Source organism: Ruoffia tabacinasalis, assembly GCF_005864045.1.
Taxonomy (GTDB): Bacteria; Bacillota; Bacilli; order Lactobacillales; family Aerococcaceae; genus Ruoffia; species Ruoffia tabacinasalis.
In genome coordinates this window covers 32,560-46,412 of sequence record NZ_VBSP01000018.1, presented here as the reverse complement: position 1 = coordinate 46,412, position 13,853 = coordinate 32,560, and the positions used below count along the sequence as shown (strand labels likewise).

Genomic DNA, 13,853 nt, shown 5'->3' with positions numbered 1-13,853 from the left:
TCTTTTAATTGAAAGGTTTTTTGGATAAAATGGTTCATGCGTAGATATTCTCCTTATGTTATTTGGTGGTACTTTTAATATAACGAATATCTGCGTCTTTTAGAAGACACAAAGATAGGGTTGATGACATTTTAATTTTTGTCATCAACCCTATTTATTGTAGAACCCCTTTTTTGCGCTCTGTTCCTTCTATATAATAGTGCGAATTTTGAGGTTGAGATTTTTTGCGTCAATTATGGATTGTTATATTTCTTCGATAATGTCCGAAATTTGTCCAAAATATTATCTGAAGTATAAATTTTTTTAGTAAATGCGACATTCTTATCAGTATGTGTAGTAGGGTGTATTTATTTTTCCTTCTTAAACCTATTTGTCTACGATATTTTTACCAAAATGATACAAAGTTTACGAATGAAATCATCATATTTCTGATTATCCATGATTAAACGCGTAAAAGCGTCACTATGAAAACCCAAAGTGATGCTTTTTCCTGAAAAGCGACACTATGAGAACCCAAAGTGACGCTCTTACTCAAAAAAGTGTCACTTTCCGACAAATTCGCGTATTCTGATTATCATCCAATCTAGCTCCCACTAAAAAGTGCTTTTTTGCACACATTTTTTGATACATGCACTTATAATTTATGATATGATTAAGGATGTACTTATTATTTTAGAAAGCTGGATTGATGTGGAATGGTGAAGGAATATAAGCAGATTCCGGTAAGGGAAAGTAACTTAGCCGGAACAAATAAATTTAAATTAATTTTCTTGGGTTTAGTAACGGGTTTATTTAGCGGAATGCTTGCGGTGGCTTATCGCTTTGTATTAGCTGAATTGGATACGATTCGTGATTCGATATATAACATGCCATTTTCGATTAATTATTTATGGATGTTTCTCGAAGCGTTTGTATTCGGTGTGATAGTCGTTCAGTTATTAAAGTGGGCACCGTTATCTGGAGGATCTGGAATACCTCAAATCCGAGGAGAGTTACTAGGCAGATTGTCAATGAATCCGGGACCGACCTTAATTAGTAAGTTTCTTGGTGGTTCTTTGGCTAACTTTATTGGGTTAAGTTTAGGGCGTGAAGGTCCGTCAATTCAGTTAGGTGGAGTGACCGGAAAGATTGTTGGGAAGTTATTCAAGACAGATAAATTAACTTCCAATTATTTAATTACGGCTGGAGCGAGTGCTGGTTTGTCGGCTGCATTTAATGCACCGATTGCTGGGACTTTATTTACTTTAGAAGAAGTGTACGGTTCTTTCTCACATTACTTATTATTACCAAGTATTATTGCGAGTATTACAGCAAACTTCGTTTCATTTATATTTGCAGGTAAGATTTATTCTTTCTCTTTTAGAGTGAATCAAACGATTGATATGAACGATATTGGTTGGGTAGTCCTTGTTGGTTTAATTGCAGGTTTAGTGGGGATTTTATTTAATCACTTTATGGAATGGACACGACGTTTCTTTGCTTGGACAAGGTTAAAACCAATCTATTTAGTACCATTGATTTTTATGTTGACGGTCGTTGTTGGATTATTTTCACCTGAGTTATTAGGTGGAGGGCATCATTTAGTGGAGCATATGGTTGCTGCACCGATTAGTGTGGGGATGTTAGTCTTTTGGTTGATAGGTAAGTTAGTCTTTACCAGTATATCCTATAATAGTGGAGTTCAAGGAGGTATTTTCTTGCCAGTCCTAGTTTTAGGGGCAATCTCTGGATTACTTGTTTACCACATTAGTGGGCTAGAGCCAGTTTATATGGTGAATTTTATCATCTTAGGTATGTCGGCGGTGATGACCGCAGTTGTTCGAGCGCCTATTATGTCAATTGTACTCGTAATGGAGATGACAGGGTCATTTACTCACTTAATCATGTTATCCTTCGCTTCAATTATCGCCTTCATTGTAGGAGAAATCACTCGTACAGAGCCTATTTACGAAACTTTATATAACAACCTGATTCAGCGATTAACCCCTCAAAAAGTGGAAGAAAGTGAATTAATCGTGTCGACGTTTACAATTGGACCAGAAAGTCCACTAAAGAATACGTTAATCTCTGATTTGAATTTGCCGACAAATTTACTGATTGTTGAAATTAATCGAGAAGGATTAAACTTGCTTCCTAAAGCAGATGAGTCGATTAAAACGTTAGATACGGTGATGGTTTTACATAATGTATTAGACACAGAGCTAGTTCATAATTACTTTACACATGAAGATTAGATAATACACATTTAATGAAAGTCGATTCCAACTGGAGTCGGCTTTTTTGTTAAAATTTTACATAATAGATAGCAATAATTACTTATTTGTAAGGATTATAGTGTTATTCTATCGATTTATGTTAGATTCATTCACATATAATGATATATATAAGTTGCGAAAGAGGGGTGTTTTCGCGTATAATAAGTATTGTTAGAATAATATGAGAAAAGTTTCTACAATTATTAAAATTCAAGGAAAGTTGGAGTGAAACATGAAGTTTTTTAGATGGTTATCTATGAGTTTAGTTGTAATGTTAACCGTACTTGTCGGTGCACCGGTAATGAATACGGTTGTGCAGGCACAAGAGGATAATGAGCCTTACATTATTGCTACAGATACAACATTTGCCCCATTTGAGTATCAAGATGAGAATGGTGACTTTGTTGGGATTGATATGGACCTATTGGAAGCAATCGCTGAAGATCAAGGTTTTGAATATGAGATAAGACCACTAGGATTCAATGCAGCTTTACAGGCTGTAGAGAGTGGACAAGTTGATGGTATGATTGCAGGTATGGGAATTACAGAAGAGCGACAAGAATCTTTTGACTTCTCAGATCCGTACTATGAAGCAGGAGTGCAATTCGCTGTTTTAGAAGATAGCGATATTGAATCGTTAGAAGATTTAGAAGGAGAAAATGTTGCCGTTAAGACCGGTACAACCGGTATGGCAGCAGCTGAATCAGTGGCTGATGAATACGGCTTTACGATTTCAACCTTTGAAGATTCAGTTAACATGTATGAAGACTTACAGGCAGGAAATTCTGTCGCAGTCATTGAGGATTACCCAGTGATGGCTTATGCAGCACAAACAGGTGGTATTCCATTACGCTTTATCGGCGAACAAATGGAAATAACCGATTATGGCTTCGCTGTTCAAACAGGTGAGAATCCAGAATTAATTGAAATGTTCAATGCGGGGTTAGAAAGTGTCCGTGAATCTGGTGAGTTTGATGAAATTATTGATACACATTTAGGTGAGATTGATTTAGCTGAATCAGAATCAGATTCTGAAGAAGAGGAAAGTTCACAAGAATCAGAAGCAGCAGTTGTCGCTGATCCAGATCGAACTTATATAATTGGTACAGATACTACGTTCGCACCATTTGAATACCAAGATGAGAATGGTGATTTCGTTGGTATCGATATGGACTTATTAGAAGCAATCGCTGCAGATCAAGGTTTTGAATATGAGATCAGACCACTTGGTTTCAATGCGGCTTTACAAGCTGTTGAGGCGGGTCAAATTGATGGTATGATTGCTGGTATGGGGATTACTGAAGAGCGACAAGAATCTTTTGACTTCTCAGAACCATACTTTGAAGCGGGAGTTCAATTTGCGGTTTTAGAAGACAGCGATATTGAATCATTAGAAGACTTAGAAGGTCAAAATGTTGCAGTTAAGACCGGTACAACGGGTATGGCAGCAGCTGAGTCAGTGGCTGACGAATACGGCTTCACAATCTCAACATTTGAAGATTCAGTCAATATGTATGAAGACTTACAAGCAGGAAATTCTGACGCAGTGATTGAAGATTACCCAGTGATGGCTTATGCAGCTCAAACAGGGGGTATTCCATTACGCTTTATCAGCGAACAAATGGAAGTAACAGATTATGGATTCGCTGTTCAGACAGGTGAGAATCCAGAATTAATTGAAATGTTTAATGCGGGACTCTCAAATGTTCGTGAGTCAGGTGAATTTGATGAAATTGTTAATACGCATTTAGGCGATACAGACATGGCGAATGCAGACCCAAGTTCCGAAGGGGAAGAGGGTTCAGAAGAAGCTGAAGAAGTTGTGGCTGATCCGGATCGTACTTATGTGATTGGTACAGATACAACATTTGCACCATTCGAGTTCGTTGGAGATGACGGCGAATACGTTGGTATTGATATGGATTTACTTGCAGCCATCGCTGCAGATCAAGGCTTTAATTATGAGATTCGTCCATTAGGATTTAACGCGGCTTTACAAGCTGTTGAGGCGGGTCAAATTGATGGAATGATTGCTGGTATGGGGATCACGGAAGAACGTGAAGGGTCGTTTGATTTCTCAAACCCATATTATGAAGCGGGAGTTCAATTCGCAGTCTTAGAAGATAGTGACGTTGAGTCATTAGAAGATTTAGAAGGTCAAAACGTTGCTGTTAAGACTGGTACAACAGGAATGGCAGCAGCTGAGTCAGTGGCTGACGAATACGGCTTTACGATTTCAACATTTGAAGATTCAGTCAATATGTATGAAGATTTACAAGCAGGAAACTCTGTTGCAGTTATTGAAGACTACCCAGTAATGGCTTATGCGGCTCAAACAGGGGGTATTCCATTACGCTTTATTGGTGAACAAATGGAAGTAACTGATTATGGATTCGCAGTTTCTGAAGGTCAGAACCCAGAATTAGTTGGTTTATTCAATCAAGGACTAAGTAATATTCAAGCCTCTGGTGAGTATGATACAATAATATCGAACTACTTAGGTGAGGAAGAATTAGAAGAAGAATCTTCTTCAAGTGGTTTCTTCGGTTTAATCGAACAAAATGGCCGTGCTTTACTTAACGGATTATGGACAACTTTATGGATTACATTAGTGTCATTTGCAATTGCAGCCGTTATTGGTATTATCATTGGTTTAATGCGCACGTCTGGTAATATTATCTTATCATTCATTGCTCAAGTGTATATTGACTTGATGCGTGGTACGCCGATGATCGTATTATCATTCTTCGTATACTTCGGTATTCCACAATTAACAGGTTGGACATTCGGAGCGGTAGCAGCCGGGATTACTACCTTAAGTATAAACGCAGCGGCTTATATTGCTGAAATTGTACGTGGTGGTATTAATGCAGTTGATGTCGGACAAAATGAAGCGGCACGAAGTTTAGGGTTGAACAAAGGTAAGACAATGAGACGAATTATCTTACCGCAAGCGTTCAGAATTATGATCCCTTCATTCATTAACCAGTTTGTTATTACACTGAAAGATACATCAATTCTATCAGTAATTGGTTTAGTAGAATTAACTCAAACAGGTCGAATTATTATTGCTCGTACTTATCAATCAGGAGCAATGTGGTTAATCGTTGGATTAATGTACATTATCTTGATTACAATCTTAACTAAGATTTCTAATAGACTAGAAAAGGATGTGTAACCAATGGCAGAGGTAAAAGTAAAAGGATTAAAGAAAAGCTTTGGTAGTAATGAAGTTTTAAAAGGCATTGATTTGCATGTAAACTCAGGAGAAGTTGTTTGTATTATCGGCCCTTCGGGTTCAGGTAAATCAACATTACTTCGTTGCCTAAACCGCTTAGAAGAAATCAACGGCGGTGAAGTGAATGTTAATGGTGTGAATATCAGTGCAAAAGAGACAGATATTAACTCGGTGCGTAAAAATATCGGAATGGTATTCCAACACTTTAATTTATTCCCACATTTAAGTGTTAAAGAAAACATCACTTTAGCACCGGTTGAACTAGATGTGTTATCAAAAGATGAAGCAGATAAAAAAGCATTAGATTTATTAAATCAAGTTGGACTTGATGATAAAGCTGATGCATATCCAAACTCATTATCAGGTGGACAAAAACAACGTGTGGCAATTGCGCGTGCCTTAGCCATGGATCCAGATATTATGTTGTTTGACGAACCAACGTCAGCACTTGACCCTGAGATGGTCGGAGATGTTCTTAACGTTATGAAAGATTTAGCGGCACAAGGTATGACAATGGTTGTTGTAACTCATGAGATGGGATTCGCTCGTGAAGTTGGAGACCGTGTCATCTTCATGGATGGTGGCTATGTAGTGGAAGAAGATCTTCCCTCAGTACTATTCAGTAATCCTAAAGAAGAACGTACGAAATCATTCTTAGACAAAGTATTAGTTTAATTAGTATTTGAACGAGGTAGCTTTCGGGCTACCTTTTTTATTTTCTTAAAATATTTAAAAATGTCTTGGAATTATCCAAATAGGCTTGTTGTTTCAGCGATTCTCGACTACAATATATCAAGATATAAAGGAGCGATTAAATATGAAAAGCAGTGTTGAAAATGTAATGAGTTATAAAGATATAAATGTTCCTGAGGAAAAATTAACAATTGAAATACCTTCATGGGATGCCGTGGCACAACCATTAGTTGACCATGCGCGCAGACAATATGAAGAAATGATTAATGAACCGGTTGACGAATTAACAAACGAAATGGTAGACGCTTTAGCTTTACCAGGAGTTAAAACAATTCAACAATTAAAACAATCGGGTATGGAAGTATACCAACGTAACCAAACACAGTTACAATTCTACAATGAAGTCTTACCATTCATCTTAAAATACTATGCAGACAACTCAAACGTCATCTTAAATAGTGAAGAACGCGACAGTTATGTTACAGATTATTTAAGACAAGTGAAAGCTTACGCCGATCAATATAACATGCCATTAGAGCAATATGGGCGTGAACAATTAAAACTTGAAGGAAATATTAATGAACAACTTGAGAAACGTGCGGAAGAAGACTTTATCTTTAAAGTGATTGCACATCGTGTCTTTGAGAATCAAGGTGGACGTTTAGATGAAGAAGCTTACGAGCAATTTATTCACCGTAATGTTGTCCAACAAGGGGCAGACGAAATCGAGTTAAGAGAACGATTCTCCTATAATGCATTTAAAGAAATGATGCCAGAAATGTCTCTATCACAAGATATTTACGAGTACTTCAGTAAACGTATTACCTTTAAAATCAACCCTGATGCAAAACTTCGTGTGTAAAATAATATTGAACTTATCATTAAAATGGATATAATAATGTTATGTCTAAAATTAAAGCAAACAAGAAAGGAGGGTTGTATTGGAGAAAGATAAAATGAAGCGTTACGGAATAATTGGAGGCATTGCCGGTGGTATTGTCATTGTATTGGCTGTCATCTTTTTCTCTATTGGGCAACCCTTTACAAATAAATCCGCAAATTCACTCGGTGAAGAATTCAATCAAGCTGAAGAAATTACGCCAGCTGAACTTGTGGAACAGCATCGCTATGACACTTTGCATCTTCAACCGAAAGCCAGTGTATTAATTGAAGATTTAAGATCATCCGTTGTAAATGTGGGTGTAGCGAACCGAACAGAAACTCCGCTTCTAACGGAAGTCGCTGAAAATGATGGGGAATTAACCCCAGAAGAAGAGTTACCTGAGATTGTTCCGTGGTTTTACTTTAGTCCGAATGTGGCGCTTGTCTCACCCACTTCTTATGTGAATCAAGAACGTTTATTGTCTGAAGAAAGTTTAAATGGCTTTGCTTGGTATGAAGTTGAGGATGAAGAATTATTATATCGTAATGAAGCACCATATACGGGTTGGCATAACATACCTGAGGAAGGCTGGTTTTACTTTCTAGAAGGTAAGCAACAAGATATTGGCTTTAGTTTGGAAGAAGCTGAAGAGTTAAGTCAACACCGTAATATGTTATTAAATTTAGTACCTACGGATGCACCTGATTTCTTCTTTATTGAAAGACCTTATGAATATACAAAGATGAGTGAGGTCAAACCTGTTGATTACAGTATTCTTTATAAAGCAACAGATTCATTGATTCTTAGTGCACCACCTAAGACACAAAACTCAACGATGAGAACGACGACAGAAGGTTTCTATGATATGCCGATGGAAGTTGTTGCTGAGTACACTTCTTTCGATGAAGAATGGTTACATGTTTACATTGGTTATGAGGAATTAGGTTGGGTTCGAAAAGATGAGACAGGTACAGATTACGTAGAAACTTACTACAGTGAACGTGAGTTGTTAGATACGATGGAAGCAGTCATCTGGGAAGAAATTGGAATGATCAACGCTAACGTTGGGGCATCTTTTATTAATAATGAAACAATGGCTCAAGTTGATATTAATAACCAACAATTCTGGCCTGCAAGTACCCAGAAAATCTATGTTCTTGGTGAAGTCTACCATCAATACAAGACGGGTGAATTATCACCAGATACTTATGTGACGATGACGGATTGGGATAAAGTACCCGGAGCGGGAATTATTCAAGGTCAGCCAAGTGGAAGTATGTATACGGTTGATGAATTGGTTAACTTAGTCACGGTTTATAGTGATAATACAGCTGCGAACTTGTTAATTGATGTTGTAGGTGGTGGATACATTATCAACCCGCATATCCACCAATTAGGCCTTTATGAGACGTATGTGAATGGAAAGTATTATAGTGAAGATACTTACTTTACGACAACGCCTCATGATGCAGCCCGCTACTTTGCTTTATTAGATAACAACCAAGTCAATGGTGAACCTTGGGATGGGATGTTAATTAATAAGCTGACAATGAATACACATAATTTCTTACGCCAATATATTCCATATTCAACAACGTCTTGGAATAAGTCTGGTTTAGGAGAGACAGAGCAAAATGATATCGCCACATTTATCACACCATATGGGGCTTATTCTTTAGCTGTTTACACGTCTTATCCAGGGAATTATGACAGCATTTCAGACCAGGTAGGGAATTTATCTCTTCGTGTTCATAATGTCTTTAATGAATTAAGATCACAGTTGTGGATATCTGTGGATTAATCACACTTTTAGCAAGTGCCGTTTCGGTGCTTGCTTTTTTTGTTGTAATTTCTATCGTATTTAAGAAAGCGTTTTGCTATAATAGATGTCATCTAAAATAAGGGAGTGATATTGTGAATCAACGTGAGAATATTTTAAAACTTATCGAACAAAATAGCCGCTTAAAAACGAGTGAAATCGCGACAATGCTTGATATAGAAGAGAGTGTTGTTGAACAAATTATTATTGAGTTAGAAGAAGAGAAAGTCATTATCGGCTACCACACTTTGATTAATTGGGATAAGACTGAAGATGAATATGTTTCAGCGATGATTGAAGTGAAAGTGAATCCACAACGCGGTCAAGGCTTTGATCGGATTGCGAGTTTGATTTACAATTTTCCAGAAGTTGAAGCAATGTATTTAATGTCAGGTGGGTATGATTTTTCAATTGAATTGAAGAAAGCACCCATGCGAGAAATTGCCCGTTTTGTGACAAGTAAATTATCTGTGATTGACGAAGTTCAATCGACAGCAACGCACGTTATTTTAAAAAAATATAAAGATCATGGAACATTATTTGATAATGATGATGAAGATCGTAGGATGGCGGTTTCTTTATGAGAGATTTCGTGAATGAACACGTCAAAAAAATAAAACCTTCAGGAATTCGCCGCTTTTTTGATATTGCTAATGAGATGGATAATGTTATTTCATTAGGAGTGGGGGAACCTGATTTCGATACACCGTGGCATATTCGTGATGAAGCGCGCGACGCATTGAGTCGAGGACGTACATTCTATACAGCGAATGCCGGTTTGATGGAGTTACGAGAAGAAATAGCTGGGCGTCTAAATCGCAAGTATCAATTAGATTATAATCCTAAAGAAGAGATTTTAGTGACGATTGGTGGGAGTGAAGCGATTGATATTGCTTTACGGGCAACTGTTTGTCCCGGGGACGAGGTTATTTATTTAGAACCAGGGTATGTTTCTTACTTACCTTGTATTGAGTTGTCTGGCGGGGTTCCAGTTCCGATTGCTTTAAAAGAAGCAAATCAATTCCGTTTAACGGCGGAAGAACTAGAAGCAGCGATTACACCGAAGACTAAGATAGTTATTATGAATTTTCCAAACAATCCAACGGGTGCGATATTAGAGCAAAGTGATATCGATGCGTTAGCTCGTGTGATTATGAAGCATGACTTGCTTTTAGTGACGGATGAAATTTATGATGATTTGACCTATACTGAAAGTGCGCATGTAACATTAGCTTCAGTACTAGGCATGAAAGAGCGTACAGTCTATATTAATGGTTTTTCTAAAACCTATGCGATGACTGGTTGGCGTTTAGGTTATTGTTGCGGGCCAAAAGCGATTATGGAACAGATGATTAAGATTCATCAGTTTACAATTATGGCTGCACCGACACTGAGTCAATACGCTGGTATAGAAGCTTTGAAAAATGGGGATGCATCTGTTGAAGAGATGCGCCAAAGTTACAATCAACGTCGACGCTATCTTTTAAAAGAGTTAGATCGAATTGGCTTAACTTGCTTTGAACCTTTAGGGGCGTTTTACATCTTCCCTAATATTCAAGAATTTCAGATGTCTTCAGAAGATTTTGCGACCCAATTACTGTTAGAAGAGCATTTGGCTGTCATTCCAGGGTCTGCCTTTGGGGACAGTGGCGAAGGGTACATCCGAATCTCCTATGCATATTCGATTAAAGAACTGAAAGTCGCAATTAATCGCTTAGAGCAATTCGTTCACAGATTAAGAGAGAAAGCATTGTACGGCGAAGTAGCACATTAATAACATGATGGAGGATATTATGACTAAACAAAATGGACCACTACCAACACGTGATTTATTAAATAAAGAAGAGACTTGGGACTTATCATTACTATTTGTAACCCAAGCAGAGTACGAAAAAGCAATAGAAGCCTTAAAAGAAAAAGTAGCAACTTTTAATACAGATTATAAAGGGAACTTAACAAATGTTGGAACGATTTTAAGTGCTTTAAATGATTTTGATGATATCAATGTTAGGATGGGGAAAGTATTTCAATACGGTTCTTTAGCCTATGAAGTAGATAAATTAGATGATACGAATGAAGCAAATGCGTTAAAATTAGGTCAATTAAGTGAGTGGCTTGGCGTTCGTTTATCATTTTTTGAATCGGAATTAGCGAACTTATCTGAAGAGATGTTAAATGAATTAACAGCGACTGAGGAAGGGCAAAAGTTTAAAGCTTTTATCGATCGAATCAAATATAATAAACCAATGATGCTAGATCCTATGATTGAGGAAACCCTAAGTAGCTTATCGGGATCACTAACGAACCATAGTGATATGTATAATACAGTTAAATTCCAAGACATGATCTTTCCAGACTTTGTAGTGGGTTCTGAAACTTACAGCAATTCCTTTGCTGGTTTTGAGCAAGATTTTGAAGGGCATATGAATAAAGAAATTCGCCATGCTGCTTGGAAATCATTCCACCAAGGCCTAAGTAACCATCAACATACGGTTGCTGCCAATTATATTAACCATGTTCAAACTGAGAAGAAAATGGCAACTTTACGTGGCTTTGATTCTGTGTTTGATTATTTACTACACGATCAACAAATTTCTCGTGATAGTTATAATTTAATTATCGATACCTTAACTACGGAGTTAGCGCCAGTATTTAGACGTTACGCGAAGTTATTAAAAGAAGAACAAGAGCTGGATAAAGTTACTTTAGCTGACATTAAGATGCCATTCTCTAAAGATGAACCGATGTCGATTAGTATTGATGAGAGTCGTGAGATGATTGAGTCAGCTTTATCTGTCTTTGGGGATGAGTATTTAGGTTATGTGAAACAAGCCTTTGATGAACGCTGGATTGATTACCCGATGAACCAATCAAAATCAACAGGTGGTTTCTGTTCAACGATTGCTGATGGACCGTCTTATATTCTGCTTAACTGGACTGGTTTATTAAGTGAAGTGCTTGTGCTAGCCCATGAGTTAGGCCATGCAGGGCATTTCCAATTAACTTATCAAAACCAATTAAGTATTACACCGGAAGCAAGCTTGTATTTTATTGAAGCACCTTCAACAGCAAACGAAGTTATTATGTGCCAATATTTATTAAATCAACCGATTGAAAATGATGCGAAACGTTCATTAATTGCGGAATTTATTACAAGAACTTACTTTCATAATATGGTGACACATTTATTAGAAGCGGATTTCCAACGCAAAGTTTACGAAGCAGTAGATAATGATGAAGTATTAAATGCTAATCGTCTAAATGGGTTCTTTAAAGAAACGTTAGAAAACTTTTGGGCAGATGCTGTAGAAATCAATGATGGTGCTGAATTAACTTGGATGCGCCAACCACATTACTATATGGGCTTATACTCATATACTTATTCTGCTGGTTTAACGATTGGAACTCAAGTGGGTCAGATGATTGCTGATAATGATCAAGAAGCTGTGTCGGCTTGGTTAGACAATTTAGCAGCTGGCGGAACGAAAGATGCACTTGAATTAGCAGCCCATGTGGATGTAGATATGACCAATGCGGACGCGATTCGCCAAGCAATTCAATTCGTTGACGGTTTAATCGATCAAATCGAAGAGCTTGCTTAAGTTACAGTTGTGTTACAAAAACGGAGTTATGCAACAAAAGAGTTAAGGGTCATTAACAGATGGCCCTTAGCTCTTTCTTTATATTTGAACTTGAGTTAATATATCATAAGTCATCAAATATGATATTTAATTATTTTAAATATAAAGGGGTATTACATAAATGAGAAAATCACTAAAACTTGTGGCAGCTACAATTGCAGTTTCTGCTTCATCAATGGCGATCAATAGTGCTGAAGCACAAGTCATCGGTGATAACGAAGCATCAGGGACTTGGACCGAGCGTTCAATCGTAGATGTTGCCGATTCAATAAATAAAGAAATTGCTGAAACAGGCAAATATACAATTCAATGGGGAGATACTTTATCAGTTATCGCAGAAGCGTTAGGGCTATCTGTTGAAGAAGTAACAGTATTAAACCAACTTGAAAATCCTGACTTAATTATTGCAGGTTCAACATTAGCTTTTAACGAAGAGCACCATCAAGTGACTTTCGCTAATGAAGATTTAGGTGAAGAAGTGACTTACTCAACTGAAACTGGTGAAGAAGTAGAACCAGTTGAAACAGAAGAGGTTATCGAAGAAGTCGTAGAACCAGAAGTAACTGAACCAATGACTGAAGATGGTTTAGTATTAAACACAGTTGAAGAATGGATTGCGCCTGAAACACAAGAAGTTGAAGCAGCTGAAGAAGTATCAGAATTTACTTATGAAACAGCAGAAGTTACTTACCCAGAAAACTTAGTCACTTGGGAAGAAGAAGTAACAGAAGAAGTTGTTGCTGAAGAAACACCTGTAGTCGAAGAAGAAACCACTGAAGTTGTGGAAGAAACTCCTGTCGTTGAAGAAATCGTTGAAGAAGAAATCGTAGAAGAAGTGGAAGAACCAACTTACGAAACTGATTTAACTGTTCCTGAAGAAACTCAACCATGGGAAGTAGTCGAAGAAGAAGAGCCAGTGGTAGAGGAACCTGTTTATGTGGAACCTGAGGTCGAAGAACCGGTTGTTGAAGAACCTGTTGTCGAAGAGCCAGCTTCTGGTTCAATTGACTACTACTCAGCAAGTCTAGGTTCAATGCCAGAAAATGCTGGTCTATCAGAATCTGAATTAGCAGCTAAATTAGAAATCCGCCGTCGTGAAAGTACACATAACTATGATATTTATAGTGTATCTGGAAACCACTACGGAGCTTACCAAATGTTAGATTCATACTTCACGACATATGGATATGGTGATAGATCACCAGCCAGTCAAGAAGCAGCAGCTAACGGATATGTTGCATCACGTTACGGAAGCTGGCAAGCGGCTTTAGCTCACCACAACGCAAACAACTGGTATTAAAATTTAACTATATTTTAAAAAAAG

General features: G+C 37.4%; 9 protein-coding genes. All 9 read left to right on the top strand.

Annotated elements, in window-relative coordinates:
• Nucleotides 1–695: 695 nt before the first annotated feature.
• Nucleotides 696–2,234: a ClC family H(+)/Cl(-) exchange transporter gene (locus FEZ33_RS06430; protein WP_138404579.1), complete on the top strand. Its 1,539-nt coding sequence runs from the start codon at nucleotides 696–698 to the stop codon at nucleotides 2,232–2,234.
• 253 nt (nucleotides 2,235–2,487) lie between these two features.
• Nucleotides 2,488–5,433: an ABC transporter substrate-binding protein/permease gene (locus FEZ33_RS06425; protein WP_235888785.1), complete on the top strand. Its 2,946-nt coding sequence runs from the start codon at nucleotides 2,488–2,490 to the stop codon at nucleotides 5,431–5,433.
• A 3-nt stretch (nucleotides 5,434–5,436) separates the two neighbouring features.
• Nucleotides 5,437–6,168 carry an amino acid ABC transporter ATP-binding protein gene (locus tag FEZ33_RS06420; protein WP_138404578.1) on the top strand — a complete coding sequence of 244 codons (732 nt, stop codon included), beginning with the start codon at nucleotides 5,437–5,439 and terminating at the stop codon, nucleotides 6,166–6,168.
• A gap of 142 nt (nucleotides 6,169–6,310) precedes the next feature.
• A complete protein-coding gene (locus FEZ33_RS06415) occupies nucleotides 6,311–7,048 on the top strand; it encodes a hypothetical protein (protein ID WP_138404577.1) in 738 nt (245 codons plus the stop codon).
• 79 nt (nucleotides 7,049–7,127) lie between these two features.
• Nucleotides 7,128–8,870 carry a serine hydrolase gene (locus tag FEZ33_RS06410; RefSeq protein ID WP_138404576.1) on the top strand — a complete coding sequence of 581 codons (1,743 nt, stop codon included), beginning with the start codon at nucleotides 7,128–7,130 and terminating at the stop codon, nucleotides 8,868–8,870.
• 113 nt (nucleotides 8,871–8,983) lie between these two features.
• The gene (locus FEZ33_RS06405) at nucleotides 8,984–9,472 is read left to right on the top strand and encodes an Lrp/AsnC family transcriptional regulator (protein ID WP_235888784.1); all 489 of its coding nucleotides are present in this window, start codon (nucleotides 8,984–8,986) and stop codon (nucleotides 9,470–9,472) included.
• Nucleotides 9,469–10,662 carry a pyridoxal phosphate-dependent aminotransferase gene (locus FEZ33_RS06400; protein ID WP_138404575.1) on the top strand — a complete coding sequence of 398 codons (1,194 nt, stop codon included), beginning with the start codon at nucleotides 9,469–9,471 and terminating at the stop codon, nucleotides 10,660–10,662. Before FEZ33_RS06405 ends, FEZ33_RS06400 begins: the two co-directional genes overlap by 4 nt.
• A 19-nt stretch (nucleotides 10,663–10,681) precedes the next feature.
• Entirely contained in the window at nucleotides 10,682–12,490 is a 1,809-nt protein-coding gene (pepF, locus tag FEZ33_RS06395) for an oligoendopeptidase F (RefSeq protein ID WP_138404574.1), read from the top strand.
• A 160-nt stretch (nucleotides 12,491–12,650) separates the two neighbouring features.
• A complete protein-coding gene (locus FEZ33_RS06390) occupies nucleotides 12,651–13,829 on the top strand; it encodes a LysM peptidoglycan-binding domain-containing protein (protein ID WP_138404573.1) in 1,179 nt (392 codons plus the stop codon).
• The last annotated feature ends 24 nt before the right edge of the window (nucleotides 13,830–13,853 follow it).